Annotated in this window: 23 protein-coding genes; 10 read left to right on the plus strand and 13 right to left on the minus strand. The window is 64.3% G+C overall.

The window, feature by feature from the left end; translation table 11 throughout:
- Positions 1–110 precede the first annotated feature (110 nt).
- The 3 genes from HY26_RS12680 to HY26_RS12690 are packed head-to-tail and all read left to right on the plus strand — an operon-like array spanning position 111 to position 1,404.
- Entirely contained in the window at positions 111–428 is a 318-nt protein-coding gene (locus tag HY26_RS12680) for a hypothetical protein (RefSeq protein ID WP_034766625.1), read from the plus strand.
- Positions 429–460: 32 nt separating this feature from the next.
- Positions 461–946, plus strand: a complete 486-nt coding sequence (locus HY26_RS12685; protein ID WP_034766626.1) for an MmcB family DNA repair protein — start codon at positions 461–463, stop codon at positions 944–946.
- Positions 943–1,404: a hypothetical protein gene (locus HY26_RS12690; protein WP_034766627.1), complete on the plus strand. Its 462-nt coding sequence runs from the start codon at positions 943–945 to the stop codon at positions 1,402–1,404. Before HY26_RS12685 ends, HY26_RS12690 begins: the two co-directional genes overlap by 4 nt.
- On the opposite strand, the gene HY26_RS19265 is transcribed toward HY26_RS12690, so the two are convergent.
- The gene (locus tag HY26_RS19265; RefSeq protein WP_233350871.1) at positions 1,401–2,165 is read right to left on the minus strand and encodes an ABA4-like family protein; all 765 of its coding nucleotides are present in this window, start codon (positions 2,163–2,165) and stop codon (positions 1,401–1,403) included. The two genes, HY26_RS12690 and HY26_RS19265, sit on opposite strands and share 4 nt — an antisense overlap.
- Before the next feature lie 391 nt (positions 2,166–2,556).
- Here HY26_RS19265 and HY26_RS12700 point away from each other — a divergent pair, with 391 nt between their 5' ends.
- A complete protein-coding gene (locus HY26_RS12700; protein ID WP_065382715.1) occupies positions 2,557–2,991 on the plus strand; it encodes a hypothetical protein in 435 nt (144 codons plus the stop codon).
- Between the two features lie 2 nt (positions 2,992–2,993).
- Here HY26_RS12700 and HY26_RS12705 read toward each other — a convergent pair whose 3' ends face one another.
- Positions 2,994–4,061 carry a citrate synthase/methylcitrate synthase gene (locus tag HY26_RS12705; RefSeq protein WP_065382714.1) on the minus strand — a complete coding sequence of 356 codons (1,068 nt, stop codon included), beginning with the start codon at positions 4,059–4,061 and terminating at the stop codon, positions 2,994–2,996.
- Between the two features lie 80 nt (positions 4,062–4,141).
- On the opposite strand from HY26_RS12705, the gene HY26_RS12710 reads away from it, so the two are divergent.
- Positions 4,142–5,275: a citrate synthase gene (locus HY26_RS12710; protein ID WP_034766633.1), complete on the plus strand. Its 1,134-nt coding sequence runs from the start codon at positions 4,142–4,144 to the stop codon at positions 5,273–5,275.
- A 6-nt stretch (positions 5,276–5,281) separates the two neighbouring features.
- On the opposite strand, the gene tkt is transcribed toward HY26_RS12710, so the two are convergent.
- Complete coding sequence (gene tkt, locus HY26_RS12715) at positions 5,282–7,270, minus strand: transketolase (RefSeq protein ID WP_081813129.1); 1,989 nt, start codon at positions 7,268–7,270, stop codon at positions 5,282–5,284.
- A gap of 86 nt (positions 7,271–7,356) precedes the next feature.
- Here tkt and HY26_RS12720 point away from each other — a divergent pair, with 86 nt between their 5' ends.
- The 4 genes from HY26_RS12720 to HY26_RS12735 all read left to right on the plus strand — a co-directional run bounded on the left by HY26_RS12720 (position 7,357) and on the right by HY26_RS12735 (position 8,830).
- Positions 7,357–7,626, plus strand: a complete 270-nt coding sequence (locus HY26_RS12720; protein ID WP_034766635.1) for a DUF4164 family protein — start codon at positions 7,357–7,359, stop codon at positions 7,624–7,626.
- Between the two features lie 3 nt (positions 7,627–7,629).
- The gene (locus tag HY26_RS12725; RefSeq protein ID WP_034766636.1) at positions 7,630–7,938 is read left to right on the plus strand and encodes a cell division protein ZapA; all 309 of its coding nucleotides are present in this window, start codon (positions 7,630–7,632) and stop codon (positions 7,936–7,938) included.
- Positions 7,939–8,032: 94 nt separating this feature from the next.
- Complete coding sequence (locus HY26_RS12730; protein ID WP_034766637.1) at positions 8,033–8,239, plus strand: twin transmembrane helix small protein; 207 nt, start codon at positions 8,033–8,035, stop codon at positions 8,237–8,239.
- Between the two features lie 18 nt (positions 8,240–8,257).
- Positions 8,258–8,830, plus strand: a complete 573-nt coding sequence (locus HY26_RS12735; RefSeq protein ID WP_034766638.1) for a cob(I)yrinic acid a,c-diamide adenosyltransferase — start codon at positions 8,258–8,260, stop codon at positions 8,828–8,830.
- Between the two features lie 3 nt (positions 8,831–8,833).
- Here HY26_RS12735 and HY26_RS12740 read toward each other — a convergent pair whose 3' ends face one another.
- From HY26_RS12740 to argH, 7 genes are read right to left on the minus strand one after another with little or no spacing between them, the layout of a single operon-like run.
- A complete protein-coding gene (locus HY26_RS12740) occupies positions 8,834–9,793 on the minus strand; it encodes an MBL fold metallo-hydrolase (RefSeq protein ID WP_051600007.1) in 960 nt (319 codons plus the stop codon).
- A gap of 57 nt (positions 9,794–9,850) precedes the next feature.
- Complete coding sequence (gene mprF / locus HY26_RS12745) at positions 9,851–12,397, minus strand: bifunctional lysylphosphatidylglycerol flippase/synthetase MprF (RefSeq protein ID WP_051600009.1); 2,547 nt, start codon at positions 12,395–12,397, stop codon at positions 9,851–9,853.
- A gap of 11 nt (positions 12,398–12,408) precedes the next feature.
- The gene (locus HY26_RS12750; protein WP_034766639.1) at positions 12,409–15,171 is read right to left on the minus strand and encodes a DUF4175 domain-containing protein; all 2,763 of its coding nucleotides are present in this window, start codon (positions 15,169–15,171) and stop codon (positions 12,409–12,411) included.
- Positions 15,150–16,424 carry a diaminopimelate decarboxylase gene (lysA, locus tag HY26_RS12755; protein ID WP_034766640.1) on the minus strand — a complete coding sequence of 425 codons (1,275 nt, stop codon included), beginning with the start codon at positions 16,422–16,424 and terminating at the stop codon, positions 15,150–15,152. Before lysA ends, HY26_RS12750 begins: the two co-directional genes overlap by 22 nt.
- A gap of 9 nt (positions 16,425–16,433) precedes the next feature.
- Complete coding sequence (locus tag HY26_RS12760) at positions 16,434–16,685, minus strand: hypothetical protein (protein ID WP_034766641.1); 252 nt, start codon at positions 16,683–16,685, stop codon at positions 16,434–16,436.
- A gap of 4 nt (positions 16,686–16,689) precedes the next feature.
- A complete protein-coding gene (locus HY26_RS12765) occupies positions 16,690–16,923 on the minus strand; it encodes a hypothetical protein (protein ID WP_034766642.1) in 234 nt (77 codons plus the stop codon).
- 7 nt (positions 16,924–16,930) lie between these two features.
- Positions 16,931–18,328: an argininosuccinate lyase gene (gene argH, locus HY26_RS12770; RefSeq protein WP_034766643.1), complete on the minus strand. Its 1,398-nt coding sequence runs from the start codon at positions 18,326–18,328 to the stop codon at positions 16,931–16,933.
- Positions 18,329–18,366: 38 nt separating this feature from the next.
- On the opposite strand from argH, the gene HY26_RS12775 reads away from it, so the two are divergent.
- Positions 18,367–18,951 carry a TlpA disulfide reductase family protein gene (locus HY26_RS12775; protein ID WP_051600011.1) on the plus strand — a complete coding sequence of 195 codons (585 nt, stop codon included), beginning with the start codon at positions 18,367–18,369 and terminating at the stop codon, positions 18,949–18,951.
- Here the strand turns inward: HY26_RS12775 and HY26_RS12780 are convergent.
- From HY26_RS12780 to rpmE, 3 genes are all read right to left on the minus strand, one after another.
- Entirely contained in the window at positions 18,937–19,743 is an 807-nt protein-coding gene (locus HY26_RS12780) for a hypothetical protein (protein ID WP_051600013.1), read from the minus strand. The two genes, HY26_RS12775 and HY26_RS12780, sit on opposite strands and share 15 nt — an antisense overlap.
- Positions 19,744–19,838: 95 nt before the next feature.
- Positions 19,839–20,339 (minus strand): thermonuclease family protein, encoded by a 501-nt coding sequence (locus HY26_RS12785; protein WP_034766644.1) that lies wholly within the window; start codon positions 20,337–20,339, stop codon positions 19,839–19,841.
- Between the two features lie 143 nt (positions 20,340–20,482).
- Complete coding sequence (rpmE, locus tag HY26_RS12790) at positions 20,483–20,701, minus strand: 50S ribosomal protein L31 (RefSeq protein WP_034766646.1); 219 nt, start codon at positions 20,699–20,701, stop codon at positions 20,483–20,485.
- Between the last annotated feature and the right edge of the window lie 50 nt (positions 20,702–20,751).

A 20,751-nucleotide genomic window follows, 5' to 3' on the forward strand; every position in this document is an offset into this window, starting at 1 on the left:
ATTCGAACTCACGACCTACAGATTAGGAATCTGTTGCTCTATCCTGCTGAGCTACGGGACCGTCGGGAGGGACCTATAAGCCAATTGGCCGAAGGGTTGAACCCGGTTTGATGGCTGGCGGCAGTCGCCCGGCATGCCAGGATATTCCGGACAGGCACCGGTTTCTCCTCCTCTTCGTCTGGCTCTTCCACCTGGACCTGCTTGCCGCCTGCGCCAAGCCGCATCCGCTGGATGCTCTACTGCCGGGTGAGCATGGCCGCGAGGCGCGAGTCATCGATGGCGACGCGCTGGTGCTCGCGCGGGGCTATATGAAGGACGGCCGGATGGAAGTGACCCACCGGCTGAACTTTCAGGTGCTGCCGCCTTCGCCGCCCCCCCTCTCCGGCCTGAACGCCACCCGCTTGACCCTGCCGCCGGGGCGGGACTAGTGTGGCCAGAACAATACCGGAACACGACTCGCATGCCCGACGGCGCCGACACGACCGAAGACCTTGCCCGCGCGGCCGCGATTGCCCGCGGATCGCTGCGTCTGCTGGCGGATCTGAGCCTCTGCGGCATCCAGGAAATGACCCTCGCCAACAATCGTCGGGCGGACATTGCCGCCATTGGCCCGGGCGGCGAGATCTGGATCGTGGAGATCAAATCCGGCGTGCCGGATTTCCAGTCCGATGCTAAATGGCCGGAATACATGCCCTTCTGCGACCGGTTCTGGTTCGCCGTCGATCATGACTTTCCCCAGGCGCTGATCCCCGAAGAGGCGGGCCTGATCGTAGCCGATGCCTTCGGGGCGGCGGTCATTCGGGAGGCCCCGACGGACAAGCTCTCCCCTGCCCGGCGCAAGGCTGTGACCCTTCGCCTTGCCCGCCTTGCGGCGATGCGGCTTTCTGCAGCGGCGGATGCAGGCTGGACGGCGAGCGAAGCAGCGCTTACTTCCAGCGGCCTATGAGCCACGCTTATCCCCTTGGAAAAACCCTCGACGCCGCCTTGTCCAAGGTGGCCCCGGCCGCGCGCACGCTGGCCGAAGCTGAAGCGCTGGCGAAAACGCTGGACGGCGAGCTGATCGTCGCTGAACTCGCGACCGACTGGCTAACGGTTTCCAACGAAGCCGCCGAGGCGATGTTCGCGCCCTCCGATGCGCTCGCCCATGGTCATTTGCAGCGCTATGAGGACGACAAGGGCAACCCGGTCGTTGCCGTCACCTGGTGGAAACTGGCCGCGCCCGGCCAGGCGAAGGAGGCGCCGGCCAAGCCCTCCAAAAAAGAAGAGACCAAGGCCGCCGAACCGGCAGACCATACCGACGATCTCTATTTCCGCCGCGGCCGCACCAAGCCGTCGCGCCGGCGCTATGTCGATCCGCGGCAGCTGGACCTGTTCCGGCAGGCCAACAAGGACAACAAAGCCTAGTCTTCGGCAAGGCTCCAGACGCCCTTGCCGCTGACCCGCCGCAGGATGAGATAGAGCAACAGGCCGACCGGCCCGAACATCAGCGTGAAGAACAGGCTGGGCACGACCATCCAGTGCGGCACGCCCCGGCGCCGTGCATCGCGCGCTTCCCAAGCCCCGACGAACAAGTCGAAGACCAGATAATGCGACCAGCCGACAAGAATGCCGAGCGGATGGGAAAACAGCTGAGAGACGCCCGCCGCCGTGTTGAAGCTGCCACCTTCGGCGCCCATGCCGAGAAACATGTTCATTGTCAGGGTCACAATATAGAAAATGCCGAGCACCAACGGATAGAGCCCCGAATGCACGACAAGGCGCGTGACGGCGGCGCCCGGTGCCAGTGCGAGCAAAAGCCAGGCCGGCAAGACCGCGAGATTGATGATCGTGTAGACCGTTTCATAGGTCATGGTGTCCTCCCTTTTTTTGAACACTGCGCCGGGATGGCTCATGCGGCAAGGTTTCTCCCAGCACATTTGCCCGGCATGGCGGAGGCCCTCCGGTGCGAGGAACTGAATTCGGAAGAGGGCTCGGCCAGGGCGGACCACGCACGCGCAGCCCATGATCATGCCGGACTGCGCGCCCACGCAGGCGGGCACATCACTGCGAAGGGCAGGATGCTCCCACGCCGCAAGGCGCGGGGCTTTATATGTGTAGGGAGTATCGGGCGGCGGGGCATCGGCCACATAGGTGAGCTCGATATTGCCAAAACAGTCGGTCGCCATCAGCGCATCCCGCCAAGTGCGCATGTGCCAGCGGACCACACGCAGCAGGTTCCAGACCAGCTATGACCAGAACACCGGCCAGACATGATTGAAGAAGCATTGGCAATCAGGATGCATGGGCGGGAGGATGGCCCCCGCGTGAGCCTGTGGGATAGAGCGCCTTCTCCACGAGTTATCCCGGCAAACGCGCAGGGCTTATCAGGGGTCCGGTCCTGCAACGGCCACACCGCATCTGGCTCCCGGATATTTGCGCCTCAAGGTCCGGGATGACACCGGAGCGGTGTGGGAGAGCGGGCCTTCATTCCAACGTCCCGGCCAGCCGCCCGTCCAATTGTCAGCCCCCACCCGGCTGTATAGATTGAGCGCAGAGAATCTGTTCGAGGGGGAAAACATGACCATGCAAAAATTCATCCTGGCCGCAGCCACCGCTGCCCTTCTGGCCGCTTGTGCCAGCGAGCCGGCGCCCCCGCCGGCAACCACACCTGAACCTACTTATCTTCCTTACGAACAGTTCAAGCAACTGGTGAACAGCGCCTACAAGGCGGATGAATACAGCACGCGTGAGGCGGCATTCGCCGAACTTCTTGCGCGGGACGATCTGAGGCAGGACGACCGCGCCGAGACCTATCTGATGCGCGGCCTGATCCGCGGTATCTATGTCAATGATGGCCCTTTTGCGAGCCCCTATTGCGCCGTTGAGGACTACGTCAGATTTGAAGCCCTGGCGTCCCCCGATCACCCCCGCATGAAGCAGATGCTGGATGACCGGGCTTACCAGACGTCCCGATACCAGTACTTCGACGAACCGGCCTCCTGTGGAGACTGATCCTACGCCATTTCGGGTACCGGCCCGGTATAGACGGAGCGAGGGCGCACGAGGCGGCCTTCGGCGATCTGTTCGCGGGCGTGGGCCGTCCAGCCAAGGATGCGGCCGCAGGCGAAAGTGGCCGTGAACGCTTCGCGCGGAATCTGGAGCGCCTCAAGCAGGAGCGCGGTCGAGAACTCCACATTCGTCTCCAGCGTCCGGTTCGGATATTTCTTCGCCAACCGTCCGAGGACTGCCTTTTCGATATGGTCGGCAAAGGCGATCCGGCCCGATGTGCCCGGCAGGCGCGCAACGGCGGCCTTCAGGGCACCGGCGCGGGGATCGCGCACACGGTAGACCCGGTGCCCGAAGCCCATGAGCCGGTCACCCCGGGCAAGCGCGGCGTCGATCCAGCTTTCCGCATTCTCCGGAATGCCGATCTCGTCCAGCATGTCGAGCACCGGCCCCGGCGCGCCCCCATGCAGCGGGCCTTTCAGGGCAGAGATGCCGCCCATCGCGGCAGAGCCCAGCCCGGCCCGCGTGGAGGCCACGACGCGCGCCGCAAAAGTGGAGGCGTTGAGGCCATGGTCGCAAACGGTGACCAGATAGGCATCGAGCGCGCGGGCCTCGGATTCATCCGGCAGCTTGCCGGTGATCATCTTCAGGAAGTCAGCCGATTGGGACAGGTCCGCATCCGGCGCAATCGGCGCCTGCCCGCGTTCGCGGCGCACGGCAGCGGCGGTGAAAACCGGCCCGGCAGCGGCGAGGCGGATGGCGGAATCCAGGCTTTCGTCGTCTTCCAGCAATGACCAGCCGGTGCGCAGGAAGCGGATGATGTCGAGCCCGTCCGGGATCTTCGCAACAAGGTCGAAGGCTTCCACGCGGGCCGCCCCAAGCCGGGCGCCCAGTTCCGGCACACCCGGCAGGTCCTCGAAGAAGTCTTGCCACAGGAGGTGGGCGGCATCTTCATACGCCATCGAGGCGGCAAGCAGCTGCACCGGCCAGCCGCGAATGACGAGGCGGCCATTCTGACCGTCCACATCCGACAGGATGGTTTCAGCGGCGACAACATTTTCCAATCCGGAATCCATCAGAGATCTCCTTCTACAAATTTGACGTTCATGTCGCGCCGGGGCTAGCGTTCGTCAATCTTGATCAATATAATCAATATATGAGCTGGATTGGACGCGAAGACGCACTCGAAGCCCTGGGGGTGAAACCCCAGACGCTGTACGCCTATGTGAGCCGGGGGCTGATTGCCTCCAGGCCGTACGAGAACGACCCGCGCGCAAGCGTCTACTCCGCCGCAGATATTGCAGGCCTGGTGAAGCGCCGGCGTAGCGGACGGGGCCGGCAAGCCATCGCCAGCGCCGCCATTTCCTGGGGCGACCCGGTGATGGAAACCGCGATCACCACAGTGCGGGACGGCAAGCTGATTTATCGCGGTAAAGATGCCGTGAGGCTCGCCGCGGACGCCACGCTGGAAGAGGTCGCAGCCCTTCTTTGGCAGGCAAGTGCCCCCTCCCCCAGCCGTTCGGGCACCGGGAATATGGCACCGGGCGAGACCGGCAAGGCGCGCCTGCTTGCCTATCTGGCCGACCGGGCCGCGCAGGATCCGCCAAGCTTCGGGCGCGGCAGTGCGGCGCTGTCAGAGGATGGCGCACAATTGCTGGCAGGCGTCTGCACGGCCGTGACGGGCACAGGCGGACGCGGCTTCTATCATCAGCGGCTTGGCCGGCACTGGGGCCTCACACCCGGCGGGACGGATTTGTTGCGGCGTGCGCTGGTCCTGGTGGCAGATCATGAACTGAACCCGTCGACCTTCGCGGCGCGGGTGGCCGCCTCGACCGGGGCGCCGCTGGCCGCGTGTGCGCTGGCGGGCTGCGCAACGCTGACCGGGCCGCTGCATGGCGAAGCATCCGCCCGGGCGCTCGCCTATCTGAAGCTTGCGATGGAGGACAGGCCGCAGACAGCGCTTTCCGGCATTGCGGCTCGGGGGGAGCGTATCCCGGCGGTGGGGCATACGCTTTACCCCGCAGGCGACCCGCGCGCCGCCGCATTGATCCGCTGGATGAAACCGGCCCCTGCCCTGAAGCGCGCCATCAAGGCCGCTGAAGCCGCGAGCGGCTATGCGGCAAATGTCGACATGGCATTGGCAGCGCTATCGGTACAGCTGGACCTGCCGGAAGATGCGCCCTTCCTGATCTTCGCCAGCGGGCGCATGGCGGGCTGGATCGCGCATGCAATCGAACAACAGGCAAGCGGCCGGCTCATCCGTCCGAGGGCGAATTATACCGGCCGCTAAAACTGTTTAGGCGATCCGTTTCTTCACTTCGGCCACAACCGCCTGCGGTGTGATGCCGAACTTCTTGTAGAGATCGGTGTAAGGCGCGGAGGCGCCGAAGCCGGTCATGCCGACAAAGCCGCCATCCTCGCCGATCCAGCGGTCCCAGCCGAAGCGGACGCCGGCTTCGACGGCCACGCGTGGCGCGGTGCCGAGGACGGACTTCCTGTAATTGCCGTGCTGCTGCTCGAAGAGCTCAAAGCACGGACAGGACACGACGCGCGTCGCGATACCTTCTTCGGCCAGCTGAGCCTGGGCCGCAAGCGCGATCTCGACTTCAGAGCCCGTCGCCAGGATCGTTGCCTGTGCCTTGCCCTTGCAGTCGGACAGGACGTAAGCGCCCTTGGCGGAGAGGTTTTCGTCCGTATGCGTGGTACGGGCCGGGGCAACGCCCTGACGCGTCAGCGCCATGGTGGACGGGCCGGTCTCATTGGCGATGGCCAGTTCCCAGCACTCGGCCGTTTCCACGCCGTCGGCCGGACGAAAGACCAGCATGTTCGGCATCGCGCGGAGGGAGGCGACATGCTCCACCGGCTGGTGGGTCGGGCCGTCTTCACCGAGGCCGATGGAATCGTGCGTCATGACATGCACAACGCGCGTACCCATCAGGGCGCCGAGGCGGATCGCGCCGCGCGAATAGTCCGCGAACACCAGGAAGGTGCCGGAATAAGGCAGGATGCCGCCATGCAGCGCCATCCCGTTCATCGCCGCGGCCATGCCATGCTCGCGCACACCATAATGGACGTAACGGCCAGCCCAGTTCTTCGGCGTCATCGGCTCGGTATGGCTGGTTTTGGTGTTGTTGGAGCCGGTGAGGTCCGCAGACCCGCCGACCATTTCCGGAACGAGGTGCGTCAGCACTTCCAGCGCCGCGCCGCTCCACTGGCGGGTGGCTTTCTTCTCGCCGCCCTCGGCGACAGCCTTCTTGTGCTTGATGATCGCCTTGGCGATGTTCTTCGGCAGGCGGCCGGTCATCGCGGCGTTGAACTCGCCTTTGTGCTCAGACCCGGCGAGGCGCTTTTTCCAGGCTTCGTGTTCCTTCTTCGAGCGCTCGCCAGCTTTCAGCCAGGCCTTCTCTATGGACGCCGGCACTTCGAAGGGCGGGTACTTCCAGCCAATGTTTTCGCGGATGCCGGCGATCTCTTCAGCGCCGTAAGGGCCGCCATGGGCCTTGCCGGTGCCGGCGATTTTCGGGGCGCCGTAGCCGATGATCGTCTTTACGGCGAGCATGACCGGCTTCTTCTGTTTCTTCGCCCAGGTCAGCGCGGCCTCGACCGACTTCTCGTCATGGCCGTCGACTTTCTTCGTGACCCAGCCGGAGGCTTCGAAACGGGCGCACTGGTCTGTATTGTCGGAAAGATCCGTGCCGCCATCGATGGTGACCGAATTGTCATCGAAGAGAACGATCAACTTGTTCAACTTCAGATGCCCGGCCAGCGTGATCGCTTCCTGGCTGACGCCTTCCATGAGGCAGCCGTCGCCGGCGATGACATAAGTATGGTGATCAACGAGATCGTCACCGAAGCGGGCGTTCAGGTGACGCTCTGCCATGGCCATGCCGACGGCGGTGGCGATGCCCTGCCCCAGCGGGCCGGTCGTGGTCTCGACGCCGGCCGTGTGGAAGTTCTCAGGGTGGCCGGGGGTCGTCGCGCCGAGCTGGCGGAAGTTGCGGATATCGTCACGCGAAACAGACTTGTAGCCCGTCAGGTGCAGCAGCGAATAGATCAGCATAGAGCCGTGGCCAGCCGACAGGACGAACCGGTCGCGGTCTGCCCAGGCTGGGTCTGCCGGGTCGAATTTCAGGAATTTACGGAACAGCACTGTGGCTGCATCCGCCATGCCCAGCGGCAGGCCGACATGGCCCGATTTCGCGGCTTCCACCGCATCCATGGATAGGGCACGAACGGCATTTGCCATGTCCCGGTTGGTTACAGCCATTCTGCTGATCTCCCTCAGTCGCTCCGGAAGTGTGCTAGGCCAGACTCCCGAAGCTACGTCAAGCCGCTTGGCGTAGCTTCGTATTGAGTTTAAGCCTTTGAAACATGAGCGACATCGACCGCGAATCACGCCGCCTCGATGCGGCCATCCGGCGCCTGGAGGGGGCCGTGGACAGCCTGCTGGCACGCGCTGGCGATCCCGACGTGGTCGCCGCAGAGATGGCAGCCCTCGTCTCGGACCGGGAAAGGCTGGCCGAAGAACTGGACGCGTCCCTCGCCCGTGAGACCGAATTGCAGGCGCTGGCCGACGAGGCAAGTACCGCGCTCGGCGCCGCCATCGAGGAAGTGCGCGCCGCCCTCGGCAAGGAGGCCTGAGACATGGCCAAAGCCGACATCACCCTGCGCGGCCGGAACTATTCCATCGCCTGTGCACCCGGCCAGGAAGCGCGAATTGTCGCGCTCTCCCAGCAGCTGGATGCACGGGTGAAGCATATTGCGAGCGCGGTCGGCGACATTGGCGAAGACCGTCTGCTGCTCATTACAGCGCTGGCCCTGCTGGACGAGCTGGATGCCGCCCGTCAGGCGGGCGGGTCCTCCCCTGCCGCAGAACAGAAGGCGGCCGAGGCGATGGCTGCCGTGTCCGAGCGGATCGAGGCGCTGGCCGCCCGGCTGGAATCTGGCGGCTGACATCGATCAAGCAGGCCGCGACGCTTTCGCGCCTGTCACCGCTGCCTCGCCAGCCTATGTTAGAAGGGATACAAGGCCGGAAAGGCGACACGACATGCAAATGCTGATTACCATTCTCTTCTACGGCGCGATGGCCGCCCTTCTGGTCGTACTGGGCCTTGGCATCGCAAACCTTGCGCGCACCGACGAGAACCAGCCAAGCCGCTCCAACAAGCTGATGCGGATGCGTATCTTCATTCAGGCCGTCGTTATCGCCCTTCTGGTGGTCATTGGCTTCATGGCCGGCGCCATTCATTTCTGACATTCCTGAGGAGACCCCATGGTCAAACTCGACAAGATCTACACACGCACCGGCGACAAGGGGCAGACTCGTCTATCGACCGGCGAACAGGTGGACAAATGGCATCCCCGCGTTGCCTCCTATGGCAGCGTTGACGAGGTGAATTCCGCGCTCGGCGTTGCTGCCCTGCATGCCGACGACGAAATGCTGACCGCCATTCGCCGTATACAGAATGATCTTTTCGACCTTGGCGCAGACCTCGCCACGCCTGACCGAGGCCGTGTGCTGGAATGGACGCCGCTGCGGATCGTGGAATCGCAGGTGAAGCGGCTGGAGCAAGAGATCGACGCGATGAATGCGCGCATCCCTCCGCTCGACAGCTTCATCCTGCCGGGCGGTTCACCACTGGCCGCGCAGTTGCATGTGGCCCGCACGCTCTGCCGGACGGCGGAGCGGAAGATCGCGGAACTCTCCGGCATGGAGAACGAGCCGGTGAGCCCCGAGGCGCTCGCCTTCATCAACCGCCTGTCCGACTGGCTGTTCGTCGCCGCCCGCGCCGCTAATTCGAACGGTGCCGACGACATCAAATGGGTGCCCGGCGCCAACAGGTAAGGTCTATTTCCGCATCGCGTCCCGGGCTTCCGCCATCAGGGCGAACAGTTCGATCACCGGTGTGACCTGCCCGTCGCCGCGATATTCGCGGTAGAGACTGTCGACATTGACCGCGATCCGTTCGGCATCACCCCAATTGGCATAATCGCCGAGCGCAATGTCGAGCGCGGCCTCCCGCACGCTGAGGCCTGCATCGTAGCGCTTGCGTGCCTCGGTATCGATATAGGCAAGGTAGTCGGCAACGCGCCGGACGCCTGCCTTGTCCGTGACCGGACCATGCCCCGGCACGATGACGTCGGCTTCCATACCGATGATCTTGTCGCAGGCATTGATCCAGTTCTTCACCGGCCCGGCCCACATGAGGGGCGTGCCATCGATGAAGAGGATATCGCCGGTAAAGACCGTCCGGTCTTGCGGCACATGGACGATCACATCGCCGCCGGTATGCGCCGGGCCGACCTCGATCAGCTCGACGGCCTTGTCACCGATGGTCAGGTCCATCCGGCCGGTGAATGTCTGGGTTGGCAGGCGTTCTTCCACAGCGTCAAAATCGAAAGGCGCAAAGATATCGGCGAAATAAGCGCCACCCGGGCCGAGCTGGCCACCCATTTTCTTGAACGTAGCCAGGGCATCCGGCGGGATTTCAGACATTTCCTTTGCGCTGGCCTCAGAGGCGATGATCTCCGCATGCGGACAACAGCCATTGCCGTGACAGTGATCGCCATTGGCATGCGTGTTCACAATCGTGCCGATCTCTTCGGCACGGACCCCCGACGCATCCGCCATGGCGTCCAGCATGTCGCGGGTCAGGTGCATGTCGAACAGCGTGTCGACCAGCAGCGACTGGTCTCCGTCCACAATCAGGCCGGCATTCGACCAGCCCCATCCGCCGTCCGGCTGAAGCCATGCGTAAAGCCCGTTGCCGATATCCTTCAGCCCTTTGGTGTATTCCCAGCGTGGCATGAATGTCTCCCTGTTTTGCGCGCATCAAGGCAGACACGCGGCCGGCGTGCAAGGGTGTTACTTGTGGAATATCCGGGTCAGGCCGCCGCTCGTCAGGATGCCGACATCGGCGAGCGCGCCCGGCAGGGCCCGCGCATTCGGGGCTGCGAGGTAAAGCGGCTCCCAGACAGGATGGAATTTGTCCTTGTAGGCCCTCAAGCCCTCGAAGCCGTAGACGGCATTGGCGTGCTCGAACAGGAAAGCGCCGAGGCGCGTCATCGCCGGGGCCAGCCGGTGCGCCTCCAGCCCCGCCAGCGGCGCCATGCCGAGGTCGAAACGCTGATACCCCGCCTCCTTTGCCCAGAGCATGGTGGAGACGAAGAGATAGTCCATCACCGCGCGTGGCGCATCAGTTGAGAACCGCATCAGGTCGATCGCGATCTCCTGCTTGCCGGCCCCCGGCCAGAGATTGGCGAAGGCCACGATCTCTCCATTCAGGCGCGCCACAGCAATGGGAAATTTTGCGATATAGTCCGGATCGAACCGGCCGAGCGAAAAGCCCTTCTCCGCGCCGCCATGGACATCCAGCCAGTCATCAGAAATCTTGTGCAGGCGGTCCAGCTGCGCAGGCACGTCTTCCGGGCCGAGGACCTCGAAGCTCAACCCGTCGCGGCCTGCGCGATTGTAGACCTGCCGCATCCGCGACCTGTCAGACCCTTCCAGAGAGAATTCCGTGAGCGGCACAATCGCCGTCTCCCCGATCTTCTGGACCGACAGGCCAAGTTCGACCGCGAGCGGCAGGAAGTCCCGCCCCACGCCATAAAACACAATGCCAGCCCCGGCGGCATCGGCGGCTTCCCGGAAGGACCAGACAAGTGACGGGATTTCTTCAGCCAGCCCAACAGGCTGTCCCATCGCAATCCAGCTCGACCCGCGCAAGCCGAACATGATGAAAGACCGCCGCGAAGGGCTGAAGTGGAACCGTTTGTCGCCGCTGAGGGCGAGCGCTGCATCAGGCCGAGCCGTGTCGGCGGCGGCGATGATCTCGCGGATCTCGCTGAGCGGCGGCGCCTCCTCCGCCGGGGCGTGCAGCGGACGCAGCCAGTTCCAGGCGAGGAACAGGAAGGTGAGCACGCTGACGCCCGCAGCGGCGCGCAGGAAGCGCGACGTGCCGCCCTGCAGCGCCACCTGCCACCAGAGTTCGTTCCGGTAATCGACATGTTCGTAGGAGAAAAAGCCCAGCCAGATCACCGCGCCCAATGTTGCGAGAATAGCGAGCGCCATGACGGGCGTCAGCCGCGTCGCCATCAGCGGCGTCGCCCGGTAGAAGGCCGGGCGCGACACACCGAGCACAGCCAGCACGACGAACAGCGGCGCAGCTTCGCCAAGGCCTGCGCCTTTGGTCAGGGTCAGCGTGATCCCGGCGGCCAGTAACCCCATCGCCACCATCCAGGCATGGCTGAGCCGCCGCGCCAGGCCATTCGCCACAATCAGCAGGAACAGCCCGACAATCGACGCGAGGAAATGCGACAGCTCTATCAGCGGCAAAGGCAGGAAATGCGCTGCCGCCCTCAGCGGCGCCGGCAGTGCGGGTGTCATCGCGGCGATCAGCATGTAGGCGCCGCTCGCGAACGCAAGCAGGCCGAACACGACCGGCGCAAACAGGGTCGCGACATCCCCTGCCCCCCGGCCAACCCCCTGAAGGGCGGCTCCGTGGCGTCGCAGCAGGCGGCGGCTCATCCCTGCGGCAGCGATCACCAGCGGTGCGAGGTAATAGATCGCCCGGAACGCAATCAGGCTTGCAACAAGGCCTTCGACAGGGCTCGCCGGGACGAGCAACAGGATTACCGCCTCGAAGACGCCGATTCCGCCCGGCAGGCCGCTCATCCCGCCCACCAGGCAGGCGAGCGCGAAGACCGGCACGAAAGCGGCAAAACCTATGGCCGTCTCCGCCGGCAGAAGGGCAAAGAGGACAAGGCTCGCAGCCATCCAGTCAACAAGGCTGACCCCGACACGCGCCGACACGCCAGACATCCCACCCGGTACCAACAGGCTGGCATTGCCGATATGCCAGACAACCAGCGCCAGCAGCATACATCCAATGGCAATGGCAGCCCGGTCCGGAATACCGAAATGGACCGGAAAAGCAGCCGACTCGAACACAAGGCCGAACCCGCTGAGCAGGAGCGCGCCGACGGTCAGGCTGATCCGCGTCATGCGGGACACCGCCTGGCTCTCATCGTCCGACAGGCCAAGCCCGCCATAGATCCGGGAACGGACGGTCCCGCCGGTCAGTTCCACCTCACCGAGGGAGTTGCCGACAGCCTGCGCCGTAAAGGAGATAAACGCCATGTCGCGCCATGGCCGCGCAAGGCCCAGATGGCGAAGCGTCAGACTATCGCGCAGTGTAGCGGCGGCATAACTCGCCAGCATGCCACCCAGTGCAACAAACACGGCCAACGGCGACAGCGCGGAGAACCGGGCATAGATCAGATGCATCGACAGATGATCGAGCCGCGCATGGATGGCAAAGATCGCCGCCGCGAATGCCGCCAGCACGAGCATGAGTGGCAGAAAGTTTGCCCGGCGGCGCCGTTTTTGAGGCTTGTGTTTTTCCGCCTCCATCCCGAGCTCCCCTAGAAGCGATCTAGCAGGCGGCGGAGATATTCGCGTTCTTCTTCGTCGTCGCTTTCATTGTACCGGCGGCGCAGTTCTTCCAGGATGTCCTTGGCACGCTGGCGCTCGGCCTCTTCCGGCACGCGGACATTTTCGCCGCTATTGCCCATGCCGCCTGTCTGGCGCCCGAACGGGTCATTGGTGGCCTGCCCCTGATTTGTCCGCTCGCGCTGCATTTCGTCCAGCATGGCAGCGAGATTGCGGTTCAGCTCCGACAGGCCTTGCGTCGCGCGCTCCTGGTCATTCGACGCGGCACTTTCATTGCCGCGGGCAAGATTGCCTTCTGCGCCGCGCAGGGCTTCACGGATATCGGCGAGGGCTTGCGGATCGATCGCGCCGCTCAGCGCATCTTCCTGACCCGCCCCCTCCCCGAGGCCGCGTTCGCGAGCGAATTGCTCCACCAATTCTCCGAGGCGGGCCTGGCGTTCAGCCAGCGTGCCGCCGCCCTGCGGGGGCGCGCCTTCATCCGTGCCGGCAAAACTGTTCGTGCCCGGACGCTCGCCACCGGGGCGGTCACCACCCTGCGCGCCATCTCCTTCGGACGGATTCCCGGCTTCGCCCTGGCCGCCCTGCCCGGGTTGTTGGCCGGGTTGCTGACCTTGTTGGCCGCCTTGCTGCTGGCCGGAGTCCTGTCCGGACTCCTGCCCTGACTGGCCCTGCTGCCCTGACGGCATTTCGCCGCGCTGCTGGGCCAGCGTGTCATCATTCAGCTGGCGTTGTTCGCGCAGGATCTCGGACAGGCGCCGCATGGCATCTGTCATCTCCTGCTCTTCCGGCGGCAAGTCTTCCTGTTCTTCGCCTTCCGACTGAGACCCCGGCATGCCGGCCATGCCGCTGCCGCCCTGTCCGCGCTGGAACTCAAGGTTCTGCAGCATGTTGGTGATGTCGGACAGCAATTGCCGCGCCTGTTCGGTCGCGCCGGTATCGGTCAGGTCCTGCAAGGCGTTCAGCATGTCCTCGAAATCCTGCCCGCCAAGACTCTGACCACCGCCCATGGCCATGCCATCCTGATTTGCGTCCGGCATCTCACCGCCATTGGCGATGGCCTCTGCCATCTTTGCGGCGAGGTATTCATTGGCTGCGTCGCGGAAAGCTTCCATGCGGCGGCGGATTTCTTCCTCGGAGGCGCCATCCCGCAAGGCCTGCTCCAGCGCCCGGCGAGCCGCTTCCAGCCGGCGCAGCGCATCGGCAGCGCTGCCATATTCCGCCTTCAGCGCCAGCGACCAGAGCAGCGGGTCAACCGCCCCGGCTTCTTCCTTTGAGCCTGCAGTTTCCAGCATGCCTTCGGCTGTCTTGAAGGTCAGGTAATAGGCCTGATTCGGAATATAGCGTTCGCCCATCATCGTGATGGAATCGAGCATCAGGGCCGCTTTCTGGATGTCCGGCGGAGCCATGTTCAGCCGGTTGGCGGCCTCGGTATTGATCGCGTCCTGTTTGAGAGCGAGCAGGTTCTTCTTCTGTGCCTGATAATCCCTCGGTTCCCGGAGCACGGTGACGCGCACTTCCTGTGCCACACGGGCGAAGGGATCGAGGAACAGCTTTTCCGGCAGAATGAAAGACACGGTCTCGCTCACCCCTTCCTGTCCGGAGGCATCCGTCACGACGAGATGGACCTCCACCGGAAGCCCGGCCCAGCGGTGGCGAGTCAGATCGATCTGGGTCGTATCCTTGATTTCCTGCATGCTTGGCGCGGCCAGCGGGATCGCCACACGATCTTCTTCGTCGGGGGCAGCCGGATGCGGATCCTTAAGGCGGATCGCGAGCTCCGCTTTCACGACGCCGTAATCGTCGTTCGCGATCCAGGCAAACTCCGTCCGGTCGAGACGGCCATAGGTGGGAATGGACACAAATTCTACCGTGGGCGGATCGTCCGGCGATGCCAGCAGGCGCCAGGCGGCCCGCTCGCCCCACCAACGCACGGAGACGCGGGCGTCTTCCTGCAGCGTTGCCTTGGCTTCCCATGCCCCGTCCGGCGTGGCGGCAAATTTCTTCGAACTTTTATGGCGTCCCTTCAAGATGAGACGCGGCGCGGTCGGTGCTTCGGTGCGCAGCGTGATCTCTGACCCGCGCGGGACACGGACATCGTTGAGGCCCGGCTTCAGAAACACCGGTGCGCGGCCCGTATGGTCCGGCGGGATGACCCAGGCTTCCACGATCATGTCGTCTGCCCCGACGAGCGCGCCATAATCCGGGTTCAGCGCTCTCAACAGGCGGCCCGGGCCCTCCCCCGCCGCCAGGACGGCAATGCCGACCAGCGCGGCCGGCAGCAGATAGCGCAGGCGGAACGGGTCGAGCGCGCGCCACTCGGCCGACAGGTTTGGCAGTTTCAGCTCTTGCGCAGCCTTCAGCACCCGGTTGCGGTGACGTACCCAGAGCGCCTGCGCGCCGCGGGACGGGTCTGCCGGCCTGTCTGTGAGAGATGAGACCGGGCGCAGCGGCGATTGCCGGTCCAGCAGGTGAACCGCCTCGGCTTCCGTCGGCGGCCTGTACCGACGAACCCCGCGGAGCAGGAAGATCGCGCCGCCAATAAGGAACAGCAACGCCAGTACCGCGCCCATGGCGGCGGGCAGTTGGTCGAACGCACCGGCCTGCGCCATGGACAGGAACAGGATGAGGAAAACGAACAGCGGCCAGAAGGCCCGGCTGAACGCGAGCAGGCCCAGTCGGCGGCGCGTGGCCGCGACTTTTGCCCCGATCGTCTTCAGTCCGTCCTTTTCAGCCAATCCGGCACCTGTTCCAGTTGCAGCATTTCCTCAAGATCCGGCCTGCGGCGGACAATGTCGAACCGGTCGCCATTGACCAGAACTTCCGGCACGAGGGGCCGTGTATTGTAGGCCGAAGACAGCACAGCGCCATAGGCCCCGGCTGACATGAAGGCGAGCCGGTCGCCCGGTGCCACGGCAGGCATTTCGCGCCCGGCGGCAAACTTGTCGGTCGACTCGCAGATCGGGCCGACCACGTCATAGGTCTTTTCCGGGGCATCCGTCGCGGCCTGTTTCAGCGGCAGGATATCGTGATGGGCGCCATAGAGCGCCGGACGCATCAGATCGTTCATACCGGCATCGACGATCAGGAAGGACCGGTCCGGCGCGGTTTTCTCATAGAGCGCCGTGGTCAGCATGACGCCAGCATTGCCCGCGATGACCCGGCCGGGCTCCAGAATCACCTGTACGCCCAGACCCTCGCTGACCTCCGCGATCATGGCGGCATAGGCCGATGGCGGGGGCGGTTCGTCGCCCTGCTTGTAGGGAATGCCAAGGCCGCCGCCGACATCGATGCGGGCAATGTCATGCCTGGCGGCGCGCAGGCGCTGGGCAAGGCCCACCACCTTCTCGAACGCGGCCCGCATGGGGACAAGGTCGCCGATCTGGCTGCCGATATGAACATCGACGCCAACGACCTTGATGCCGGGGAGCGTCGCCGCTTCGGCGTAAAGGTCTTCGGCTTCGGTCCACGGCACGCCGAACTTGTCGCCCTTCTTGCCGGTAGAGATGTTCGGGTGGCCGCCCGCAGCAACATCCGGATTCACACGGATGGCGATGGGTGCCTCAATGCCGATGCCGTCCGCGACATAGGACAGAAGGCGAAGTTCTGCCGCGCTTTCAACATTGAACTGGTGGATGCCTTCGCGCAGGCCCAGTTCCATCTCGCGCGCCGTCTTGCCGACGCCGGAAAATACGATCTTCGACGCCGGGATGCCCGCCCGCAGGGCGCGCTGCAGCTCGCCGCCGCTGACCACATCGGCCCCGCAGCCTTCCGCCGCCAGCGTTGCCAGGACGGCGAGGTTCGAATTGGCCTTCACCGAAAAGGCGATCAGGCAGTCCTGCCCCTCGAAGGCCGAGGCGATCACCCGGGCATGCCGCTGAAGCGTGGCGGTCGAGTAAACATAGCAAGGCGTGCCCACCTCGTCGGCCAGCTTCGCCAGATCGACGTCTTCGCAGTGCAGCCGTCCGTCCCGGTAATCGAAGTGGTGCATCGACGCCGCCTAGCTGCCGACTTCGGCGAGCGCGCCGTCATCGACGGGCGTCACGGGCTTCGCGTCCGGCACGATACCGCCCCACTGGTTCACTTGCGGGCCGTCTTCCGGCTCGACCACGGCAGCCACGGCAAGCGGCTCGTAAGCGCCAGGCGCATTCACCGCACGGATCCCATCAGCCGCGACACAGGCACCCAGCGCACCAAGAAGGGCAAGACCGGTGAGCAATTGCCCGGCCGGCCGCAAAACACGTTTGTTCATGAAATCAGTCCTCCGGGCCGCCCAGAAGTTCATCATCGCCGCTGGTCTCGGCCTCCTCCGCATCCGCGCGGGGTGGCAGCTTCGGCAGCGTCGACGTGTTCCCTTCGGGGAGTTCGGCCTCGACATCGTTCGGATCGCCCCATAGCGGGCCCGGGCGCTTCAGATCACCTGTCAGGCCGCAGGCCGGCAGGGTCAGGGTCCCGAGGATCAGGGCGGCAATGGCCAGGGGGCGTTTCATGCGGCGGTTACTCCAGTCCAAGTCTCTGCTTCCACTGTGCCACCTGTTCGGCGACACGAACAGGGCTTGTGCCACCATAAGATGTCCGAGATGAGGCAGATGCTTCAACCGTCAGCACGTCGAAAACGGCTTCGGTAATGTCCTTGTGAACGCTTTGCATGTCGGCAAGCGTCAGGTCGGCGAGATCAACGCCCTTTCCTTCTGCGATGGCAACCAACGATCCCGTGACGTGGTGCGCCTCGCGGAACGGCAGGCCGAGCTCCCGCACCAGCCAATCGGCAAGGTCAGTCGCCGTCGAAAAGCCCTTGGCGGCGGCAGCTCGCATGTTGTCCGGCTTGAAGGTCATCGTCTCGATCATACCCGTCATGGCGCGCACGCAGAGATCAAACGTGTCAAAGGCTTCGAACGTCAGGCGCTTGTCGTCCTGCAGGTCCTTGGCATAGGCGAGCGGCAGCGCTTTCACGGCGCCCTGCAGGCCGGCATAGAAGCCGGTGATCAGCGCCGCCTTGGCCCGCACGAGCTCAGCCGCATCAGGGTTGCGCTTCTGAGGCATGATGGAGGAACCGGTCGACCATTCGTCGGTCAGTTGCGCAAAGGCGAACTGGGCGCTGGTCCAAAGCACGATCTCTTCCGCCAGGCGCGACAGATGCGTTGCTGCGATGGAAAGCGCTGCCAGCGCTTCCAGCGCGAAGTCACGCGCAGACACGGCATCGAGGGAATTTGCCATCGGGCGGGCGAAGCCAAGCGCCTCGGCAGTCATGTCCCGGTCGATCTGGAACCCCGTTCCAGCAAGCGCCGCGGCGCCCAGCGGGCATTCATTGAGGCGGTTGGCGCAGTCCGACAGGCGGGTCCAGTCGCGCGACGTCATCTCGACATAGGCCAGCAGGTGATGGCCAAGCGTCACCGGCTGCGCGGTCTGAAGATGGGTGAAACCCGGCATGATGGTTCCCGCATGCTCTTCCGCGCGAAGGATCAGCGCGCCCTGAAGGCCGCCGATCAGGCGGGCGGAATGATCCAGCGCCCGGCGCGTCCAGAGGCGGAAATCGGTCACCACCTGGTCGTTCCGGGACCGGGCCGTGTGCAGGCGGCCCGCCGGTTCGCCGACGATTTCCTTCAGCCGCGCCTCGACATTCATGTGGATGTCTTCCAGCTCGCGCCGGAACGGGAACGTCCCGTCGCGCAGCTCGTCCAGCACCTGATCCAGCCCGGCCTGAATGGCTTCATTGTCATCGAACGAAATAATGCCCATCTCCGCCAGCATGTCGGCATGGGCCCGGCTGCCGGCGATGTCTTCCTCAGCCATGCGCCGGTCAATATCGAGGGAGGCGTTGATTTCTTCCATGATGTCGGACGGGGTCGCGGCAAACCGTCCTCCCCACATCGTCTGGCCTTTGCCGCTGGTCATTGGCATACCCCTTCAACAAACCTACGGAAGGCGCAAACATGAGGCGCTACGCCATTCCCGGCCTCTTCTTGGTCGGAGTGATCGCAATTGTCTACGTGCTGATCAGCGCAGGCATCGGAAAAACTGATGAAAACCCGCTTGCGAAGTACGCAACAGGTTCGCTCGAAAAGCTCGATTTCACCAGTTCGGGAGAGCCGGCTGGCACCGCACCCTTCTACCTGGCGGATGGGTCAGCCCACACGCTGGACGAGTTCAAGGGCAAGCTCATTCTCGTGAATTTCTGGGCAACCTGGTGTGCGCCCTGCGAAAAGGAAATGCCGTCGCTCGGCGCCCTGCAGAAGGCGCGTGGCGGGGATGATTTCGAGGTTGTGGCCATCAGCGTCGATGCCGCCGAAGACAAGGACTATGCCGAAAAACGCCTCGGCCAGCTCGGCGCGCCGAACATTCCGTTCCGCATCGTGACGCCGGAACAGTACGAACTCGTCTATGACAGCGGCGTCCAGGGCTTCCCGACCAGCATCCTCTACAGCCCCGACGGCACGGAAATCGCCCGTCTCGCCGGCGAAGCGGACTGGGCATCCTTCGAAGCGGTCGGCTTTATCGACGCCCTACTCGAACGTTGAAAGCTCCAGCCCGATCCGGCTGACCTGTGACAGGAAAGTGGAAGGCGGGGCCGGAAGGTCACCTGCGATCGGCCCTGCAGACGGCCACATGAGGACCAGCATTTTCAGTTCCAGCTGAAGGCTGCTGGCATCGGCAGACTCAATCCGGCCCGCCGCTTCCTGCGCGGCGACGGCATAGCCATAGGATTTCTGGTAAAGGATCGGATCGTCGATCTCATTCGAAAAGGACACACCGGCCCGGTAGGCATTCTCGCAGCGCTTCATCAGGAAAACGACCAGTTCGACCGGGTCACCCCCGGCATTGGCCTGCAGTTCCGCAACATTCGCCTGAACTGCCCCAAGTTTTGCTTCGATGACTTCCGGCGCCGCGCCACTGGAAAGCGCGGTTTCAGCCGTTTCGATCAGGTCCGGATCGAAGCCCTGCTCGACGAGACGGGTCAGGCCGCCTGGCTTGATCTCGTCCAAGGCAATGCGGAGGTGTTCGGCAGCATCTTCCAGCTGCCCTGCCCGGGCGAGCGCTGTGGCCACAGTGACCTCGCTGGAGATCATCGCAGCGCGCTGGTCGACCGGCAGCAACAGGGCCGGATCAAGCGCCGCAACGCCTTCCCCGCCTTCACCCCCCTCACCTTCGCCCATTTCACCGCCTTCTCCATAGGATCCGGCCTCACCCGGCGCGGTCATGGCGGTTTCACCGGTTTCGCCCCCTTCTCCGCCGCAGGCGGCGAGGCCTGCCGTGCCAATCAGGGCGGCGCCCAGTCCAAGCCGGATCCAGCGCTTCGGCGTGTAATTCATCGGGAAAGCTCCGTCATATCTGTTCCGGGCCGCAGCCTAGGTGCCCTGATGCCGGCCGGGCAAGCCATTTGGCCCTTTCAGGGGTGCAATCAGGTTCAGGATCCGGTGACCGGGCCTTGTGTACGCCCCGTACACCATTCCGGCTTGGCATCGCCGCCGTCATAATCCCAGGTCTTGTGGGTGCCACCGGCGACCAGGAGGGCGGCAAGATCCTGTCCGTCCAGCGACAGGTCGACCACCAACCGGCCATAACGGTCCGGCCCGTAATCATGGGAAACGGTGAGCACCTGGTCGCGGGTCAGCTCGCGCACCGCGGCCTTTGCCTGATAGCCGAGCTCGCGTTCCCGCTCGCATTTTGCCCCGGATAACCAGTCCAGCGGACCGGTCTCAGGCGCGTCTACACCGTGCAGACGGAATTTGGTGCCATCCGCAAGCCGTCCGGATTCGCCATCAGACCAGTAAACGGATGAAGTATCGAACAGGGCCTCGCCGGCCGGTTCGACGGGTTCCCGTGCAACGACCGCCACGCCGAACGCGATGCCGGCAAGCACCACGAATGTGATCAACCATTCCTTGAGCCGGCCGCTCCGTCCCATGGGCCTCTCCCTGTGCGTTTGGGGAGAGGCTCTGCGCGACCGTTTAAAGGAGGGTTAAGCCCGGCAGGTACCGGTCAAAACAAAAACCCCGGCCTTGCAGGCCGGGGCTATTCGGGTTGCATCCGTGAAACGGAGCGTCGGGCTTAGACGAAGCCTTTGAACTTGTCCTTGAAGCGGGACACGCGGCCACCGCGGTCCATCAGCTTGCCGTCGCCGCCGGTCCAGGCCGGGTGCGATTTGGAGTCGATGTCCAGCACCAGGCGGTCACCTTCAGCGCCGTAGGTCGAGCGCGTCTGGTACTCAGTGCCGTCCGTCATCACCACGGTGATGAAGTGATAGTCGGGATGACCTTCTTTTTTCATGGCTCGCGCCCTTCTGTGATCCGTTACCTGCGGGCCTTGTGGCCGCCGCG

The organism is Hyphomonas sp. GM-8P (assembly GCF_003263315.1).
GTDB lineage: Bacteria > Pseudomonadota > Alphaproteobacteria > Caulobacterales > Hyphomonadaceae > Hyphomonas.